Raw genomic sequence first — 16,946 nt, forward strand, 5'->3', positions numbered from 1 at the left:
CCGGCCCCCCGGGGCCGTTCCGAAGGAATACGCCCCCCGTGCGCAACCCCCCGGTCCAGTCGCCCGACATATTCCTGTGGCATGAAACGGCCAGAAAAAGCCCCCCTGACCTGCACCGACATCACGCCCCGTGCGGACCGGGGGGCCACATGCGGAACCGGGCCCCGAGATACCCCCGGGACCCGGCCAATCCGCCCGCACGGATGAACCGGCGGCAATCTGTACCCAACTTGCGTTCGGTCAGAGGAATTTGGCCTTGCCCGGCCCCTCCTCGACGAAACTGCGCATCCCGCGCTCCCGGTCCTCGGTGGCGAACAGCCCCGCGAACCAGTTCCGCTCGATGGTGAGCCCGGTGTCGAGGTCGGTCTCCAGGCCGGCGTCGATGGACTCCTTGGCGGCCCGCAGCGCCATGGCCGGGCCCTTCGCCAGCGCGGCGGCCCAGGCGTACGCCTGCTCGTACACCTCGGCGGCGGGCACCACCCGGTCCACCAGACCGATCGTCAGCGCTTCCTCGGCGCGGACGTGACGGCCGGTGAAGATCAGGTCCTTGGCCCGGGAGGGGCCGACCAGCCGGGAGAGGCGCTGGGTGCCGCCGGCGCCCGGGATCAGCCCGAGCAGGATCTCGGGCTGGCCCAGCTTGGCGTTGTCGGCGGCGATCCGGAAGTCGGCACAGAGCGCCAGCTCGCAGCCGCCGCCCAGGGCGTAGCCGGTGACGGCGGCGACGACGGGCTTGGGGATCCGGGCCACGGCGGTGAAGGAGTCCTGGAGCGCCTTGGACCGTACGACCATCGCCGCGTGGTCCATCACCTGCATCTCCTTGATGTCCGCGCCGGCCGCGAACACCTTCTCGCCGCCGTAGAGGACCACGGCGCGCACGTCCTCGCGCCGGGTCGCCTCCTCGGCGAGCTCGCGCAGCCGGTCCTGGGTGGCGACGTCCAGGGCGTTCATGGGCGGGCGGTCCAGCCGGATCGTGCCGACTCCGTCGCGTACTTCGAGATTCGCTGTCATGGAAGGCAGGTTAACCGCCGCTAACGGGGCCGGGGCCCGTGCGGTCGGTCACACGGCGACGGGCCCGGTGCCGCTGGTCGCGGCGCCGGGCCCGTCGTCGTACCGCCGGTATGCGGCTAGCGAGTCACTTGGTCCACTCGGCCCAGGACATGTTCCAGCCGTTGAGGCCGTTGTCCGGCTGGATCGTCTTGTCCTTCGAGTTCTTCACGACCACGACGTCGCCGATGAGCGAGTTGTTGAAGAACCAGGCGGCCGGGGTGTCCTTGCTCCAGGCGCCGCGCACGTCCTGGAGACCGACGCAGCCGTGGCTGGTGTTGGTCGTCCCGAAGATGCCGGAGCCGCCCCAGTAGTTGCCGTGGATGAAGGTGCCCGAGGTGGAGAGCCGCATGGCGTGCGGCACGTCCTTGATGTCGTACTCGCCGCCGAAGCCGACGGTGTCACCGTTCATCCGGGTCACCTTGAGCTTCTCGCTGATGACCATCTGACCGTTGTACGTGGTGGTCGCCGGGGCACCCGCGGAGATCGGGATGTCCTTGATCTGCCGGTCGTCGCGGACGACCTTCATCCGGTGGCTGCTCGCGTCGACCGTGCTGACCTGCTTGCGGCCGATGGTGAAGGAGATCGTCTTGGCCTGCTTGCCGTAGACCCCGGGCCGCCCCTCGACGCCGTCGAGGTTGAGCTTGACGGTCACCTTGGTGCCGGCGGCCCAGTAGTCCTCGGGGCGGAAGTCGAGGCGGTCGTTGCCGAACCAGTGGCCCTCGACCGGGACGGACGGCTCGGCCGTCACCTTGATGGCCTTCTCGACCGCTTCGGGGTCGGTGATGCCGCGGGTGAAGTGGATCGAGACCGGCATGCCGACACCGACCGTGGAACCGTCCTCCGGGGTGTACTGCCCGATGAAGGTGTTCTGCGGGACGAGCGTGGTGAAGGTGGTGTCCTTCGCCGACTCACGGCCCTTGGAGTCCTTGGCGATCGCGTGGACCTTGTACTTGGTCGCCGCGGCCAGGTGCTGGTCCGGGGCCCAGCTCGCGCCGTCGGCCGCGATCTTCCCCTCGACCTCGGCGCCCTTGGGGTCGGAGACCTTGACCGTGGTCAGCTTCCCCTCCGCGGCCGAGATCTTCAGTGCGCCGCTGGTCGCGACGGACTCGGCGCCGTCCTTGGGCGCCACGGTCACCACGGCCGTCGAGGCGGAGGTGTCCCCCGCCTTGCCGCCGCCCTTTCCGGCGCCGCCCGCCTCGTCACCCCCGCCGCAGGCCGTCACCATCAGCAGCAACGCACCCGTCATCAGGGCCAGTCCGGCGGTCCGCCGCCTGCCCCGCATGCCGTTCGCCCCGGCCGATGTCCCCGATATCGGCTGCCCGTTCAATGTGGTCGTCTCCCCTCACACGGCCTGGCCCCGCCATGGCCCCGGGAACCTCGGTTCCCTCCCCCGCGCGCTGCATGTGCACGCTCGGTGAAAGATAATCACACCGGCTATCTGGAAATGACCCCGCGCATGTCACCGTTCCGTACCAAGGTGGACACCGGCTCAGGTACCGGTCCGGGCCGGGGCGCGGGCCCGCTCCGGGCGCCGTGCGGAGGCCCGGTCAGCCGAGGATGCCCCGGTCGTAGCCGATGGCCACGGCGGCGGCCCGGTCCTTGGCGCCGAGCTTGGCGAAGACATGGGTGAGGTGGGTCTTCACCGTGGCCTCGCTGATGAAGAGTTCGGCGGCGATCTCCCGGTTGGAGGTCCCCTTCGCCACGAGTTCGAGCACCTCGCGCTCGCGCGCCGAGAGGGTTTCGCCGCCCGCCGCCGGGGTGCGCACCCGGGAGATCAGCCGGGAGGCGACGGCGGGCGAGAGGACGGTGCGCCCGTCGGCGGCGGCCCGGACGGCGGTGAACAGTTCGTCGCGCGGGGCGTCCTTGAGCAGATAGCCGGTGGCGCCCGCCTCGATCGCGGGCAGGGTGTCGGAGTCGGTGTCGTACGTGGTGAGCACGAGGACCCTGGAGCGGGCTCCGCGCCGGGTCAGCTCGGCGATGGCGGCGACCCCGCCGCCGCCCGGCATCCGGAGGTCCATCAGGACGACGTCCGGGTCGAGGCGGGCCGCCAGCTCGACGCCCTCCACCCCGTTCGCCGCCTCGCCGAGTACCTCGAAGCCGGGGGACGAGTCGAACATGCCGCGCAGACCGTCCCGTACGACCGGGTGGTCGTCGACGACGACGAGCGTGATGACGCGTGCGGAATCCTGAACCATGGCAGGACAACCGTACGGGTCAGGCAGCGGTGCGGACCAGGGGGACCCGTGCGCTGACCGCCGTGCCCCGGCCCGGCTCCGTCTCCACCTCCACGGTGCCCGCCACGCGTTCGGCGCGGGCCCGCATCCCGCCGAGCCCGAAACCGCCCGCCCCGCTGTACGGAGGCAGCGCGTCCGGGTCGAAGCCGCACCCGTCGTCCCGTACGTCCAGGGTGAGTTCGTCGTCCATGAACGACAGGGTGACGCCGACCCGGGAGGCGTCGGCGTGGCGGGCGGCGTTGGCGAGGGCCTCCTCGCCGATCCGCAGGAGGGTGGCGGCGATCTCGTCGTGGACCGGTTCGACGGTGCCGGTGACGGTGAACCCGGCCCGGACACCGTGGCGTTCCCCCCATCCGGCGACCGTGCGCTTCAGCGCGCCCGGCAGGTCGTCGTGGGCCAGCGCGGCGGGGACCAGGTCGTGGACCGAGCGGCGGGCCTCGCCGAGGCTGTGCCGGGCGAGGGCGGCGGCCCGGTCCAGATGCGTACGGGCCAGCTCCGGGTCGGTGTCGCCGATCGAGGAGACCACCTGGAGCTGGGCGATGATCCCGGTCAGCCCCTGGGCCAGGGTGTCGTGGATCTCGGCGGCGAGTCTGCGGCGCTCGTCGGCCACGCCCGCCTCGCGGGCCTGGACGAGGAGTTGGGCGTGGAGTCCCGCGTTCTCCGCGAGGGCCTGTTCGAGGCGGGCGTTGGCCGACTCCAGATCGGTGATGGTGGTCGCCTGGACCCGGGCGTGGTCGGCCTCCCGGTCGCCGATGTTGGCGAAGGTCATGGTGATGGTGGCGTGCAGGACGAACAGGGCACCGAAGGCGATCCAGTTCATCGTGGAGGCGGGCGGCAGACCGCTGCCGGACTGCGCCGCGGCCAGGATGACGGCGGTGGCCAGCAGCCCGGGGCGCACGGCCCGGCCGGGGAGCAGCCGGGCGGCGTCGAAGTACCCGAGGCTCGCGAACACCGAGAAGAACGGATTGCACCAGGTCAGGGCGAAGGCGAGCACGGTACGAACGGTGAAGTAGGCGCGCGCCGCCCATCCCTTGTCGGGTGCCCCCGGCCCGCTCCGGCCCCACCAGAGCAGGAGCGCGAGCGTCACCGGGACCAGCACCGCGGCATTGCGCAGGTCGGCGCGGTTCATCAGGAGCGGGGCGCTCAGGGCGGCCAGGGCGGTGCCCAGGCCGAGCATCCCGTAGGGCCCGTACCGGAAGAACCGGTCCCAGCCCACGTCGGGGCTCTTCCCGCACGCCCGTCCGGCCCGTCCCACCACGGGTGCGTTCCCCTCGTCCATGACGGCAGTCTGCCCCGCCTCCCCGGGTCCGGTCACTCCCAGCGGAAGAGCCGGGTCGCGAGGAAAGCCACCAGGGCCGCCCAGAGCGCGGTCACCCCGAGCTGGGTCAGCTCGGGCCAACTGCCGGAGGCCGCCCGGTTCAGCGCCTCGGAGGCGGCGCCGAACGGGGTGAACCGGACGATGGTGCGCAGGGTGTCGGGCATGCTCTGGACCGGGATCCAGACCCCGGCGGTGAACATCGTGACCAGGTAGACGACCGAGCCGAGCGCGGCGGACGCCTTGGCCGTACGGGCGAGGGCGCAGAGCAGCGAGCCGAGCGCCAGCACGCTCGCCACGGCCAGCAGCAGCGCCACGGCGTACCCGGCCGGCTGTCCGGGCAGCGCGACGCCGAAGCCGATCCGGCCGACCGCCATGGCCAGTACGGCGGAGCCGAGCGCGGCGACGGCGTGCAGCGCGATCTGCGCGGTGAGCAGCGCGGAGGGGCGTACCGGGGTGGTGGACATCCGGCGCAGGATGCCGCGTTCGCGGTAGCCGGTGAGGACGGGCGGCATGGCCTGGAGCCCGGCCATGATCATGCCGAGCAGCACCGCCACCGGTACGTAGAGGTCGATGACGCGCCTGCCGCCGAGGTCGTCGGAGTGCTCCCGGAAGGAGGGGACGAGGCCGAGGATCACCAGGAGCACGCTCGGGAAGACCATGATCCAGAAGAGGCTGCCGGGTTCGCGGAGGAAGAGCCGGGTCTCGGCGCGGAGCACCGCCCGGTGCGCGGAGGCCGGGGCCGGGGCCGAAGGGGCGGTGGCGGGTGCCGGGTTCGCGGTGGTCATCTCAGGCCGCCTGTTCCGTCTGGTCGGTGAGGTCGAGGAAGGCGTCGTCGAGCGTGGCCTCCGAGACGCGGAGCCGCTGGGCGGTGATGCCGTGCCGGGCCAGCAGCGAGATGACCGCGTTGACGGTCGTGTCGTCGCCGCCGATGACGATCCGCTCGCCGCCGTCCTCGCGCCGGACGGAGACCGCGCCGGGCAGGGCGGCCAGGTCGGTGTCGTCGAGCGGCCGCGAGGGGGTGAAGGAGATGACCGTGGAGCCGTCGGCCCGGCCGATCAGCCCGGACGGGGTGTCGAGGGCGACGATCCGGCCCTTGTCGATCACGGCGATCCGGTCGCAGAGCTGCTGGGCCTCCTCCATGAAGTGGGTGACCAGCAGGACGGTGACGCCGCCCGCGCGCACGTCCTCGATCAGCTGCCAGGTGTCCCGGCGGGCCCGCGGGTCCAGCCCGGTGGTCAGCTCGTCGAGGATCACCACCCGGGGGTTGCCGACCAGGGCGAGCGCGATGGACAGCCGCTGCTTCTGTCCGCCGGACAGCTTGGCGAACCGGGTGCCGTACTTGGTGTGCAGGCCGAGCCGTTCGGCGAGCTGCCGCCAGTCGGCGGGGTCCGGGTAGAAGGCGCTGTACAGCTCCAGCGCCTCGGCCACGGTGATCTTGGGCTGGAGCTCGCTCTCCTGGAGCTGGGCGCCGAGCAGCCGGGTGACCCGGGCGCGGTCGGCGGCGGGGTCGAGCCCGGCGACCCGGATCGTCCCGGCGTCGGGGGCGCGCAGTCCCCCGACGCACTCCACCGTGGTGGTCTTGCCCGCACCGTTGGGGCCGAGGATCCCGAAGATCTCCCCCTCGTCGACGGCGAAGCTCACGCCGTCGACCACGGTGCGCCCGGCGTACGCCTTGCGCACCCCGTTCGCTTCGATGATTGCCATGGCTCCGAGCATCGTGAAGCGCGCGCCGGCGCACCATCGTCCATCGCGCTCGAACCGGCATCGGCCGATCGGTTGATACCGGCTACGACCAGCGCTCCTCCACAATCGCGCGCGCTCGGGACCGGTGGAAAACCACATGAGCGATGTCAGGGGCGAACCGTAGTCTCGACTGTGATGCCCGAAGAACATGCAGTGACCAAGGAACGGTCCACCGCGCAGGCCCTGATGCGCTTGTGGCCCTACGTGAAACCGGTACGGAAGCGGCTTTCCGGTGCCGCGCTGGTCGCGATCGCCGCGTCCTGCGTCGGCCTGGTGATCCCGCTCGTCCTGAAGTGGATGGTCGACGGTCCGGTGGCGGACCGCGACCCCGGCGGCGTCTGGCTCGGCGCCCTGTATCTGCTGCTGCTCGGCGTAGCCGAGGCGGGGCTCTTCGGGGTGCGGCGGTGGATGGTGGCGCGGCCGCTGGCCGGGGTCGAGGCGGAGATGCGGTCGGATCTGTACCGCCGTCTCCAGCGGCTCCCGGTGTCCTTCCACGACCGCTGGCCCTCGGGGCAGCTGCTCTCCCGCGCGACCACGGATCTGATGCTGCTGCGGATGTTCCTCGCGTTCCCGCTGACGTTCCTGCTGGTCAACGGCGCCACGATCGTGGTCGGTTTCGTCATTCTGCTGGCACAGCAGTGGACGCTGGGACTGATCCTGCTCATCCCGGTCGTGCCGCTGATGATCATCTGCTCGGCCTTCGAGAGCAAGTTCGCCACCGTGGCCCGCCGGGCCCAGGACCAGGTCGGCGATCTGACCACGGTCGTCGAGGAGAGCGTGCTCGGCATCCGGATCGTCAAGGGTTTCGGCCGCCACCGCAGCCAGGCCCTCGCCTTCCGCGCGCTCACGGAGCGGCTGCGCACCACGGAGCTGGAGAAGGCCCGGCTCCTGGCGGGCATCTGGTCGGCCATCACCCTGATACCGGAGCTGGCGATCGGTGCGGCGCTGGTGCTCGGCACGGTCCAGGTCGCGGACGGCGGTCTGTCGGCGGGCACCCTGGTCGCGTTCCTCTCCACGGCGCTGGCCCTGCGGTGGCCGGTCGAGTCGATCGGCTTCCTGCTGGCGATGTGCCAGGAGGCGGCGACGGCGGCAGACCGCTTCTTCGAGGTGATGGACGAGCCCGAGGAGGCGGACGCGGACGGAGCCGCCGTCCTCGCCCCCGCGACCGGCGGCGAGGACGGCCCGGCCCGCGGCGAGATGGTCTTCGAGGGCGTGGAGTTCCGCTATCCCGACGCGGAGCCGGGCTCCGAGCCCGTACTGTCCCGGATCGACCTGCGCGTCCGCCCCGGCGAGACGATGGCCCTGGTCGGGGGGACGGGCTCCGGGAAGACGACGCTCACCGCGCTGGTCCCCCGGCTGTACGACGTCACCGCCGGGCGGATCACCCTGGACGGCACGGACATCGCCGCCATGCCCCGGGAGCGGCTGCGCGAGCTGGTCTCGGTGGCCTTCGAGGAGCCGACGCTCTTCTCGGCGAGCGTCGGCGAGAACGTGCTGATGGGCGCCGAGGGGGCCGGGGAGGAGGAGCTGCGCAGGGCGCTCTCCATCGCCCAGGCCGACTTCGTGCACGAGCTGCCCGAGGGCGTCGGCACCCAGGTCGGCGAGCAGGGGCTCAGCCTCTCCGGCGGGCAGCGGCAACGGCTCGCGCTGGCCCGCGCGGTGGTCGGCCGGCCGCGCTTCCTGGTCCTCGACGACCCGCTCTCCGCGCTCGACGTGCACACGGAGGCGCTGGTGGAGGCCGCCCTGCGCAAGGTCCTGGCCGAGACCACGGCGATCGTGGTCGCGCACCGGCCGTCCACCGTGATGCTCGCGGACCGGGTGGCGCTGCTCTCCGGGGGCCGGATCACCGCCGTGGGCACCCACCAGGAACTGCTGCGCGACAGCGCCGAGTACGCCTGGCTGATGTCGGGCGCCTCGCGGATACCGGACGGAGTCGGCCCGGACGCCTTCCCCGAGCCGTCCCCCGCCGGTGCCCCGTTCGCCCCGGACCTCCCCGCCGAGAAGGGCCTCACCCGATGACCAGTACGACGACGCCCGCCGGGAGTCCGGCGGCCCCGGCGAGCGCGGCGGAGCCCGGCGCGGAGGACGGCTTCGACCAGGACGATCTGCCCACCCCGCCCGGGGCGACCGGCACGCTGCTCAGGTCGCTGCTGCGGCCGATGCGGAGCCGGGTGGCGCTGGTCGCGCTGCTCCTCGTGGTCCAGCAGGCGGCGATGCAGGCGGGCCCGCTGCTCGTCGCGTACGCCATCGACAGGGGGGTGCCCGCGTTCCGGGACGCGGAGTACGGGCCGCTGATCGCGGTGGCGGTCGGGTACGCGCTCTGCTCGGTGGTGTCCGGGGCCACGCAGTACGCATTCGTCCGGCTCTCCGGCCTGATCAGCCAGAACGCGCTGCTCGACCTGCGGGGCCGGATCTTCCGCCACGCCCAGGAGCTCAGCGTGGACTTCCACGACCGCTACACCTCGGGCCGGCTGATCTCCCGTTCCACCACGGACGTGGAGTCGCTGCGGGAGTTGCTGGAGGAGGGGCTCCAGGAGCTGATCGGCGTGGTGCTCTCCTTCGTCACCATCTCGCTGATGCTGCTCTGGCTGGATCTCGGGCTGGGGGCGGTCGCCGTGCTGTCGTTCGTCCCGCTGTACCTGCTGGTGCGGCAGTTCCAGCGGCGGGCCGGGGAGATGTACGGCGCGAAGTCCACGGCGACCGCCGGGGTCATCGTGAAGTTCGCCGAGACGATGAACGGGATCCGTCCCGTCCAGGCGTTCCGCCGCGAGCGGGCCAACGAGGCGCGCTTCGAGGAGCTGAACCACACCCACCGCTGGTACAACGGCAGCGCCATGCTGGAGATGGCCCGGTATGTCGTCGGATCCCGGCTGGTCGCCAACACCGCCGTCGCCGGGATCGTGCTCTGGGGCGCGTACCGGGTGGCCTCGGGGACCCTGGCGCTCGGTGTGCTGGCGGCGGCGGTGCTGTACCTGCGCCGGCTGTACGACCCGATCGACCGGCTCGGCATGTTCCTCAACTCGTACCAGTCGGCGGCCGCCTCGCTGAAGAAGATCGCGGGGCTGCTGGCCCAGACCCCGTCCGTGCCGGAGCCCCCGGCCCCCCGGGAGCTGCCCGCCCGCACCGGCGAGGCCCCGGGCCGGGAGGTCGTCTTCGACGGGGTGCGGTTCGCGTACCGGACGGGCGGCGAGGTGCTGCCCCGGTTCGACCTGACGATCCCGGCCGGGCAGACCGTCGCCGTGGTCGGCTCGACCGGCGCGGGCAAGTCGACGCTGGCGAAGCTGCTGGCCCGGTTCTACGACCCGACGGAGGGCCGGGTGCTGCTCGACGGCACGGACCTGCGGGACCTGGCCGTGCCGGAACTGCGGCGCGGGGTGGTGATGGTGACGCAGGAGGCGTTCCTGTTCTCCGGGACGGTCGCGGAAAACATCGCGATCGGCAGCCCGGACGCGAGCCGCGCGGACATCGAGCGGGCCGCGAAGGCGATCGGGGCGCACGAGTTCATCAGCGCCCTGCCCGACGGCTACGACACCGACGTGCGCAAGCGGGGCGGCCGGATCTCGGCCGGCCAGCGCCAGCTCGTCGGCTTCGCCCGCGCCCTGCTCGCCGACCCGGCGGTGCTGATCCTCGACGAGGCGACCAGCTCGCTGGACATCCCCGGCGAGCGCGCGGTGCAGCAGGCGATGGACACGGTGCTGCACGGCCGGACCGCGGTGGTGATCGCCCACCGGCTCTCCACGGTGGAGATCGCGGACCGGGTCCTGGTGATGGAGCACGGCCGCGTCGTGGAGGACGGCACCCCCGCCGAACTCATCGCCGCCACCGGCCGCTTCGCGGGCCTGCACCGGGCGTGGCGGGACAGTCTGACGTAGCGGCCGGGGCACCGGCCGGCCCGGCGCGGCGTGTCAGGGACGCGCCGACGCCGGGTCCGGGCTCTCCCCGGCCCCCGTCCCCGTTCGCGGGTCCGGGACCGTGCCGTGGCCGGCCGTCCGGAGGTCGTCGAGCGCGTCGTGCCAGCGCCCGGGGAGCGTGGCCAGGCCGGGCAGGCCCGATTCCGTCACGAAGCACGCCACCGAGGTCCCGCCGTGGGTGATCATCAGCACCGTGAAGGGAAATCCCTGCGGCAGGCACATCAGGGGGTCGATCCCCACCACCTCGGCGCCGAGCACCGCCAGCGGGTGACGGAGGGTCAGGTTCGACACGATCGGCATGGTCCGGGACGGTGTGCCGAGCGACCTGAGCTGCAGGGCGGCGAGCCGGTGGGGCATGATCCCGCCGAACCGGTCGAGCAGGAACCGTACGGCGGGGTCGCGCAACGCCCGGGTGGCGGAACGCACCGGCGCCGGGCGCCCGGCCGGGGGCGCGGGCACCCGCACCGGGGCGAGCACCAGCGGGTTGCCGGGCCGGTCGAGATCCCGGTCCGTGCGTAGGTTGGCGGGGACCAGCATGGGGACCTCGCACCGGCGCACCGGTCCCGCGCCGGACGCGGCGGCCCAGTCCCGTACCGCCCGTGCCGTCGCGGCGAGGAACACGTCGTTGCGGGAACCGCCCTCCCCGTCGGGCGGGTTGAGCCAGTCGGCCGGGACGGCGACGCAGTCGAGGTCCCGGGTGGTGGAGAAGCGGTACTCCGGGGCCTGCCACGCCCGGCACCGTCCGAGGAGCCGCAGCGTCAGGGCCCCGGCCCGCAGCCAGTCCCCCGGCCGGGACAGCCGGACCCCCTGGGCCTTCCGGTACACGGCCGACGACTCCTGCGGCGCGACGGGCTGCTCCGCCGAGAACAGCTCCTCCAGCGTGTGCAGCATGCCCGCACCGTCCTGGACGGCGTGGTGGACCCGGTACACCAGGGCGCAGCGGCCGGACTCCTCCTCGCGGAGGAGCGCCATCAGCCAGGGGGGAACGTCCCCGGGGAGCGGCGTCCGCAGGACCTCCCGCGCGGCGTCGCGCAGGGCGTCGTCCCCGGGCGGCACCAACAACTCCTGTACGTGCAGGGCGAGGTCGGGGTCCTTGGTGTGCCAGCGGCCGGTCCGGGCGTCCAGCACGGTGCGCAGGCCGGGGAGCCGGGCGAGCCGTTCCTCCAGGTGGCGGCGGAGGCCGTCGGCGTCCGGCGGGGTCCCGCGCAGATGGAGCACGCACCCGAAGTGCGAGTGCGCGTCGGTTCCGTCCTGCACCGGATACGCCTGGATGGCATGGTCCAGCGGGGTCGCCCGCTTCCGGTCCCGCATTTTCCGCTCCCTACAGACAGTCCACGGTCGCATGTCGATGGGCCATCCTGGCGTCGGCCGCCGGTGCCCGGGGCCGGTTGTCCCGGCGTCACCTGAACGAGGGACTGTCTACCCACGGGCTACGGGCGCACGCCGGGAAAGTCCCGGAACGCGGACCGGGCGTGCCCGACCATCGCACGCACCGCCGGGTTGTGGGTGCTCCTCCAGACCAGAGCCAGCAGCCCCGGCGTCTCGACGTCGACGAGGGTGCGGGCGGTGAGCCGGTCCCGGTGGGCCTCGGCCATGGAACCGCTGAGGACGGCGACGCCGAGGCCCCGGGCGGCGAGGTCGGCCAGGGCCTCCGCCGCGCTGGCCTGCAACGCGATCACGGGCCGGAGGCCCTGTGCGGCGCAGGCCAGGTCGAACACCGCGCGCAGGCCGGTGCCGGGCGGCATGCAGACGATCGGATGGGCCATCAGGTCACCCAGGACGACCCGCCGTCGCCGGGCCAGGGGGTGCCCGGCCGGGACCGCCGCGACGAGCCGTTCTCCGAGGACGGTCAGCGTCTCCAGCCCCTCGTGGGCGGCGGTCGCGGTGCCGACGAGCGCCAGGTCGACGGCGCCGGTGCGTACGTCGTCGAGGAGCCGGTCGGACCGGTCCTCCAGCAGCGAGAGCTCCACGCCCGGGTGCTCCTCGTGGAAGGCGGCGAGGGCGTCGAAGAGCGGGGTGAGGGTGCAGCCGACGACCATCCCCACGGTCAGCGCGCCCCGGATCAGGCCGGTCACCTCCCCCACCGCCTGCCCGACCGCTCCGGCCGCGGCGAGCGCGGCACGGGCGTGTTCGAGGGCGGCCTTCCCGGCGACGGTGAGCGTGACGGTGCGGGCCGACCGGTCGAACAGCTCGGCGCCCAGCTCCCGTTCGAGCCGTCCGATCTGCGCGCTGACACCGGACTGGCTGATGTGCACCCGCTCCGCGGCGCGGGTGAAGTTCCGTTCCTCGGCGACCGCGACGAAGTACTCCAACTGCCTCAGATCCATGACCAGAGATTCTAGTTCTCAGCATTTCCATCTGTTGGACTTCTGATCACCGGCCCACCACCCTGGAAGGACCGGAGCGGCACCGCAGGGGTGCCGATGCCCGACAGCAGGAGGAACCCGTGCCGGAGTACGAGAAGGCCATGCGCCCCGAGGACATCACCCGTCTGTTCGTGGAGCGGTCCAATGCCGGGGACGCGGCCGGGGTCGCCGCGCTCTACGAGGAGGACGCGGTGCTCGCCTATCCGCCCGGCCGGCTGACGGTCGGCCGGGAGGCGATCCGTGAGCTGTGGGCAAAGGTGCTGGCCCACGGGCCGCGTTTCGCGCCGGAGCAGCCGCTGCCCACCCTGGTCAGCGGCGACATCGCGCTCACCTCGACCCCGCCGAAGGACGGCACCGGGGCCCGTGCGCAGGTCGTCCGCCGCCAGCCCGACGGAAGCTGGCTGCGCCTGCTCGACCAGCCGGAGTTCCTGCCCGCCCCGACCCCCTGAGCCCATTAGGACGGAATCCGACCTGATGGCGTCCTACAGTCGCGGCACCGGCCGGGGTACGGGACCCCGGCGGGTGACCAAGGGGGCGCCATGCTGCGAGGACTGACCACCGTCAGCTTCTGGACCACGGACCTGACGGCGGCGAAGGAGTGGTACACGGAACTGCTGGGCGTCGAGCCGTACTTCGAGCGCCCCGGGTACGCGGAGTTCCGGATCGGCGACCACCAGCACGAGCTGGGGCTGATCGACAGCCGCTACGCGCCCGCCGGCGCGGGGGCCGGTCCGGGCGGCGCGATCGTGTACTGGCATGTCGACGACGTGCCCGCGACGCTGGAACGGCTGCTGTCCCTGGGGGCGAAGGAGTACGAACCGCTCATGGAGCGCGGCCCCGGCTTCGTCACCGCCTCCGTGACCGATCCCTTCGGGAACGTCCTGGGCGTGATGTACAACCGGCACTACCTCGACATGCTCGACGCACGCCCGTAGACCCTGCCTTCAGACCGCCGCCTCGATGTGGGCGAGCTGGGCGGCGAGGATCTCCTCGAACGCCTCGCGGCGCTCCACCCCGAGGGGGCGGATGTCGCGTGCGAAGTGGGCCAGGGCCGGGAAGCGTTCGGGGTCGGCGCCGAGAACCGCCACCCGGAACAGCTCCAGGCCCTCTTCCCGCTCCCCGGGGGAGACGGCGTTGGCCCCGGCCTCGGAGGCGATCAGTGCGGCGATGAGGACCGTGATCCGGTGATAGCGCGCCGGGATCTCCTCGTCGGGCAGCCCCGACGCCCGCAGCGCCTGCAACACCTCTTCCATGACCAGCCTCGACCCGGTGCCGCTGGACGCGTACCGCCCCCAGACCGCGGCGAGCTGGGGCTGCCGCCCGAACGCCTCCCGCACGTGCAGGGCCAGGGACGTGATGCGCCGCTTCCAGTCGCCCTCGGGGTGGTAGCCGTCCATCGCGGCCAGGAGGATCCGGTCGGCGACCGCGCGCAGCAGCTCGGTCTTGCTGCGGAAGTGCCGGTAGAGGCTGGAGGAATCGGTCCCGAGGGCCGCGGCCAGCCCGCGCACACTGAACGACTCCGCGTCGCCCGTCCGCAGCAGTTCCGCCGCCGCGTCCAGGATCTCCTCGGTCGACCAACGCCTTCGGCCCGCCATCCCGCTCCTCTCTCCGAACCCCCAGCCGTACCTCAGCCTAATCCATGCACACGCCGTTGCACGCACCGCGTGCATAATGAGGGCATGGGCGTGCCGGACGGGCCGGCACGCCACTCGTTCCCTGCTGTCCGGGGCGGGCGGCCGCATCGCGGGGGCGCCCCGGGAATCACGAGAGGACGCATGACGTGACGTACGACGTGAACAACCCGCTGGATCGCGCGGCCCTGGACGCGGCCGTCGAGAACGTCCACCGTGCCGGAGTGCCGGGGGTCTTCGCCGAGGTGCGGGACGGCGAAGAGGTCTGGCGCGGCGCCGCCGGGGTCGCCGATGTCGCGACCGGCCGCCCCGTCACCGCCGGACTGCGGCACCGTGTCGGCAGCGTCACCAAGACCTTCACCGCCGCCGCGGTGCTGCGGCAGGCCGAGCGCGGCCGGATCGACCTGGACGCGCCGGTCGGCCGCCACCTCCCGGAGCTGGTGCCCGGGGAGCGGGGGGACGCGATCACGGTCCGGATGCTGCTCAACCACACCAGCGGCCTCGCCGAGTACCTCCCGTACGCCTATCCGTCCCTGAAGGCGTGGCCCGTTGTCGCGGAGACCGGTCCGGAGAGTCTGGACGACCACCGGCTGACCCGGTTCGATCCCGTCGACCTGACTGAAATGGGCGTCTCCGCGCCCGCCGTCGGGACCCCGGGCGGCACTCCGGGGGTGTACTCCAACACCAACTACCTGCTCCTCGCCCAGCTCCTGGAGCGGGTGACCGGCACCACGGCCGAGCGGTGCATCACCCGGGACGTCATCGAGCGCGCCGGGCTCCGCGACACCGGCTTCCCTTCCGGACCGGAGATCGAGGGACCGCACGCGCGGCTCTACGAGGCGTGGTTCGGGATGATCGACCCGCCCCGCGACTACAGCGTCTACGACATGTCCTGGGTGGGCCCCTCCGCCTCACTGGTCTCGACCGTCACGGACCTCAACCGCTTCTTCGGCGCGCTGCTGGCCGGGGAGATCGTCGCTCCGTCGTCCCTGGCGCAGATGCGGCGGACCGTCCCGGTCGTCTCCCAGGAGGGGAGGATCATCGACTACGGACTCGGCCTGCACCCGGCGGAGCACTCCGGCCGGCACGCCTTCTGGGGCCATGGCGGCACGGTCTGGGGCGGCGGAACGCTCTCCATGACCCGCGCCGACGGCAGGCGGCGGATGTCCGTCGCGGTGAACCTCCAGCGGTGGAACCGGCTCGACCCGTCCGGCCGGCCCCAGCCCCACCCCATCGACGACGCGCTCGCGGCCCTGTACCGCGTGGCGATGGACGGCTGAGTACGGCTGAGTACGGCTGATCGCGGCAACGGCGTTGTCGGAGGCGGACGCTAACGTCACGTCCATGAGTTCTCCGATGATCCGGGCCGTCGAGGCGACCGGGAAGACCTGGGACGACCCGTCCGAGGAGGCCCTGCACGACCTCCTGGCCGACATGAGCCTCACCTGGCGGTTCGTCGTCGTGAACCGGCTCGGCGCGGAGCCGGTCGGCCAGCACTACATCCAGGTCTATCTCAACGACGACCTGAGTTACCAGGTGGAGTACCGCGAGGGCGGGCCCGACCGGCACTTCCAGGCGACCGTCCCCCGCGACCAGGGCCCCTTCTCGGTGGAGCCGGTGGCCAGGGTGGTCCAGGACTGGGCGGCCGGGCGCCCCGGCTGGCGCGAGGCCCTGCCCTGGGCGCCGTGGTCGCCGTAGGGCCTGTCCTCGAAGCACCGCCTGCCGTGCGGGGGACGTACGGGGGATACGGCCCGTCGCGGCACGGCATCCGGCCGGCCCGGCCGGGCATCGGCGCCCGGGACCGGCCGACCCTCGGGAGCGGCCCCGGACCAGGCTCTTCTGGTCCGGCGGCCGCTCCCGATGTCCAACGCCCTCAGTCCGGCGGCATGGGGACGACGGGCAGGAGGATGCCCTGGCTCACACCGGCGACGGTTCGCGCCACGGCGGCTTCGTGGTGGCGGTAGGCCAGGGGGTCGAGGCTGTGCTTCTCCAGCCAGAACTCCTCGGCGGTCCGCCAGGCGACCTCGCGGGCCTCGGAGATGGAGAAGGCGCTGATGGCGTGCTTCAGCGCCTCCGCGTCCCGGGTCGCCAGCTTGGCGATCCTGGGCTCGTACTCGGCACGCACCTCGGCCTCGACGGAGGCGAGGAGATCATTGACCTTCTCGTAGTCGTGGTGGACCGGCGGGGTGTCGGGGGTGGTGCGACGCTCGGCGCAGGTGTCGACGACGGCGACGGGCAGGTCGTGGTTGATGTGGGCGTTCATCCCGGCCAGTGCGAACTGGAGGGGCCAGATGATCCGGTTGTCGCGGGCGGCGAACAGCGGGGCCCAGGCCGTGTCGACCGGCCGCCCCGCGTTGTCGGCATCGATGTTGCGCAGGTAGAGACCCGCGAAGATGACGTCCATCCTCTCCAGGAACGCGCTGTCACCGAAGGTGCCGGCGGTGATGTTCTCCTTCACCAGCTTGGTGACCTTCAGATACATGTGGTTGAAACAGGCCACCCCGTCGAGGGGGTCGAGTTCGGTGTCGATCTGCTCCATGCGGGCGATGACATCGTCGATGGTGGTGAGCAGCGGCTCGGTCGTCGCCATGGTCGTGACTCTCCCAAGTCGATTGGCGGGGCGAGGGGTCCGGGGACGGGCAGTCGTCGCGGGGGCGGAACGACGCAGCGCTTCCGCCCGGCCCTGAAGCCGAACG

The 16,946-nt window shown here is 72.5% G+C and carries 16 protein-coding genes; 6 read left to right on the plus strand and 10 right to left on the minus strand.

Annotation, left to right across the window (positions count from 1 at the left end; all coding sequences use genetic code 11):
- Positions 1 to 240: 240 nt before the first annotated feature.
- From ACF08W_RS26575 to ACF08W_RS26600, 6 genes are all read right to left on the minus strand, one after another.
- Entirely contained in the window at positions 241 to 1,008 is a 768-nt protein-coding gene (locus ACF08W_RS26575; RefSeq protein ID WP_352277321.1) for an enoyl-CoA hydratase-related protein, read from the minus strand.
- Between the two features lie 124 nt (positions 1,009 to 1,132).
- Complete coding sequence (locus ACF08W_RS26580; RefSeq protein WP_392280746.1) at positions 1,133 to 2,374, minus strand: Ig-like domain-containing protein; 1,242 nt, start codon at positions 2,372 to 2,374, stop codon at positions 1,133 to 1,135.
- Positions 2,375 to 2,594: 220 nt separating this feature from the next.
- The gene (locus ACF08W_RS26585; RefSeq protein ID WP_392280747.1) at positions 2,595 to 3,242 is read right to left on the minus strand and encodes a response regulator; all 648 of its coding nucleotides are present in this window, start codon (positions 3,240 to 3,242) and stop codon (positions 2,595 to 2,597) included.
- A 19-nt stretch (positions 3,243 to 3,261) separates the two neighbouring features.
- Positions 3,262 to 4,560, minus strand: a complete 1,299-nt coding sequence (locus tag ACF08W_RS26590; RefSeq protein ID WP_385215307.1) for a sensor histidine kinase — start codon at positions 4,558 to 4,560, stop codon at positions 3,262 to 3,264.
- Positions 4,561 to 4,592: 32 nt separating this feature from the next.
- Entirely contained in the window at positions 4,593 to 5,384 is a 792-nt protein-coding gene (locus ACF08W_RS26595; RefSeq protein WP_392280748.1) for an ABC transporter permease, read from the minus strand.
- A 1-nt stretch (position 5,385) separates the two neighbouring features.
- Positions 5,386 to 6,303: an ATP-binding cassette domain-containing protein gene (locus tag ACF08W_RS26600; protein WP_392280749.1), complete on the minus strand. Its 918-nt coding sequence runs from the start codon at positions 6,301 to 6,303 to the stop codon at positions 5,386 to 5,388.
- A gap of 174 nt (positions 6,304 to 6,477) precedes the next feature.
- Between ACF08W_RS26600 and ACF08W_RS26605 the strand changes: the two genes are divergently transcribed.
- A complete protein-coding gene (locus tag ACF08W_RS26605) occupies positions 6,478 to 8,361 on the plus strand; it encodes an ABC transporter ATP-binding protein (RefSeq protein ID WP_392280750.1) in 1,884 nt (627 codons plus the stop codon).
- Complete coding sequence (locus ACF08W_RS26610) at positions 8,358 to 10,214, plus strand: ABC transporter ATP-binding protein (protein ID WP_385215294.1); 1,857 nt, start codon at positions 8,358 to 8,360, stop codon at positions 10,212 to 10,214. Before ACF08W_RS26605 ends, ACF08W_RS26610 begins: the two co-directional genes overlap by 4 nt.
- 33 nt (positions 10,215 to 10,247) lie before the next feature.
- On the opposite strand, the gene ACF08W_RS26615 is transcribed toward ACF08W_RS26610, so the two are convergent.
- Both ACF08W_RS26615 and ACF08W_RS26620 read right to left on the minus strand, forming a co-directional pair.
- A complete protein-coding gene (locus ACF08W_RS26615) occupies positions 10,248 to 11,564 on the minus strand; it encodes a wax ester/triacylglycerol synthase domain-containing protein (protein ID WP_392280751.1) in 1,317 nt (438 codons plus the stop codon).
- Between the two features lie 119 nt (positions 11,565 to 11,683).
- Positions 11,684 to 12,580: a LysR family transcriptional regulator gene (locus tag ACF08W_RS26620; protein ID WP_385215287.1), complete on the minus strand. Its 897-nt coding sequence runs from the start codon at positions 12,578 to 12,580 to the stop codon at positions 11,684 to 11,686.
- A gap of 119 nt (positions 12,581 to 12,699) precedes the next feature.
- Between ACF08W_RS26620 and ACF08W_RS26625 the strand changes: the two genes are divergently transcribed.
- On the plus strand, positions 12,700 to 13,068 hold the full coding sequence (locus ACF08W_RS26625) for a YybH family protein (RefSeq protein WP_392280752.1): 369 nt from the start codon (positions 12,700 to 12,702) through the stop codon (positions 13,066 to 13,068).
- Between the two features lie 90 nt (positions 13,069 to 13,158).
- On the plus strand, positions 13,159 to 13,554 hold the full coding sequence (locus tag ACF08W_RS26630) for a VOC family protein (RefSeq protein WP_392280753.1): 396 nt from the start codon (positions 13,159 to 13,161) through the stop codon (positions 13,552 to 13,554).
- 9 nt (positions 13,555 to 13,563) lie between these two features.
- On the opposite strand, the gene ACF08W_RS26635 is transcribed toward ACF08W_RS26630, so the two are convergent.
- Positions 13,564 to 14,214, minus strand: coding sequence for a TetR/AcrR family transcriptional regulator (locus tag ACF08W_RS26635; protein ID WP_385215278.1), 651 nt, complete (start codon positions 14,212 to 14,214; stop codon positions 13,564 to 13,566).
- A gap of 197 nt (positions 14,215 to 14,411) precedes the next feature.
- Between ACF08W_RS26635 and ACF08W_RS26640 the strand changes: the two genes are divergently transcribed.
- Both ACF08W_RS26640 and ACF08W_RS26645 read left to right on the plus strand, forming a co-directional pair.
- Complete coding sequence (locus tag ACF08W_RS26640; RefSeq protein WP_392280814.1) at positions 14,412 to 15,530, plus strand: serine hydrolase domain-containing protein; 1,119 nt, start codon at positions 14,412 to 14,414, stop codon at positions 15,528 to 15,530.
- Between the two features lie 64 nt (positions 15,531 to 15,594).
- Positions 15,595 to 15,948 carry a hypothetical protein gene (locus ACF08W_RS26645; RefSeq protein WP_392280754.1) on the plus strand — a complete coding sequence of 118 codons (354 nt, stop codon included), beginning with the start codon at positions 15,595 to 15,597 and terminating at the stop codon, positions 15,946 to 15,948.
- Between the two features lie 175 nt (positions 15,949 to 16,123).
- Here the strand turns inward: ACF08W_RS26645 and ACF08W_RS26650 are convergent, their stop codons facing one another.
- On the minus strand, positions 16,124 to 16,840 hold the full coding sequence (locus ACF08W_RS26650; protein ID WP_385215275.1) for a DUF5995 family protein: 717 nt from the start codon (positions 16,838 to 16,840) through the stop codon (positions 16,124 to 16,126).
- Positions 16,841 to 16,946: the final 106 nt, after the last annotated feature.

It is taken from the genome of Streptomyces sp. NPDC015144 (assembly GCF_043079735.1).
GTDB lineage: Bacteria > Actinomycetota > Actinomycetes > Streptomycetales > Streptomycetaceae > Streptomyces.

What these genes read in the sequence shown, in the direction of transcription:
- ACF08W_RS26575 (WP_352277321.1), bottom strand. Translation starts at nt 1,008, where the DNA reads ATGACAGCGAATCTCGAAGTACGCGACGGAGTCGGCACGATCCGGCTG.
- ACF08W_RS26615 (WP_392280751.1), bottom strand. Translation starts at nt 11,564, where the DNA reads ATGCGGGACCGGAAGCGGGCGACCCCGCTGGACCATGCCATCCAGGCG.
- ACF08W_RS26585 (WP_392280747.1), bottom strand. Translation starts at nt 3,242, where the DNA reads ATGGTTCAGGATTCCGCACGCGTCATCACGCTCGTCGTCGTCGACGAC.
- ACF08W_RS26595 (WP_392280748.1), bottom strand. Translation starts at nt 5,384, where the DNA reads ATGACCACCGCGAACCCGGCACCCGCCACCGCCCCTTCGGCCCCGGCC.
- ACF08W_RS26600 (WP_392280749.1), bottom strand. Translation starts at nt 6,303, where the DNA reads ATGGCAATCATCGAAGCGAACGGGGTGCGCAAGGCGTACGCCGGGCGC.
- ACF08W_RS26650 (WP_385215275.1), bottom strand. Translation starts at nt 16,840, where the DNA reads ATGGCGACGACCGAGCCGCTGCTCACCACCATCGACGATGTCATCGCC.
- ACF08W_RS26630 (WP_392280753.1), top strand. Translation starts at nt 13,159, where the DNA reads ATGCTGCGAGGACTGACCACCGTCAGCTTCTGGACCACGGACCTGACG.
- ACF08W_RS26635 (WP_385215278.1), bottom strand. Translation starts at nt 14,214, where the DNA reads ATGGCGGGCCGAAGGCGTTGGTCGACCGAGGAGATCCTGGACGCGGCG.
- ACF08W_RS26620 (WP_385215287.1), bottom strand. Translation starts at nt 12,580, where the DNA reads ATGGATCTGAGGCAGTTGGAGTACTTCGTCGCGGTCGCCGAGGAACGG.
- ACF08W_RS26645 (WP_392280754.1), top strand. Translation starts at nt 15,595, where the DNA reads ATGAGTTCTCCGATGATCCGGGCCGTCGAGGCGACCGGGAAGACCTGG.
- ACF08W_RS26610 (WP_385215294.1), top strand. Translation starts at nt 8,358, where the DNA reads ATGACCAGTACGACGACGCCCGCCGGGAGTCCGGCGGCCCCGGCGAGC.
- ACF08W_RS26590 (WP_385215307.1), bottom strand. Translation starts at nt 4,560, where the DNA reads ATGGACGAGGGGAACGCACCCGTGGTGGGACGGGCCGGACGGGCGTGC.
- ACF08W_RS26605 (WP_392280750.1), top strand. Translation starts at nt 6,478, where the DNA reads ATGCCCGAAGAACATGCAGTGACCAAGGAACGGTCCACCGCGCAGGCC.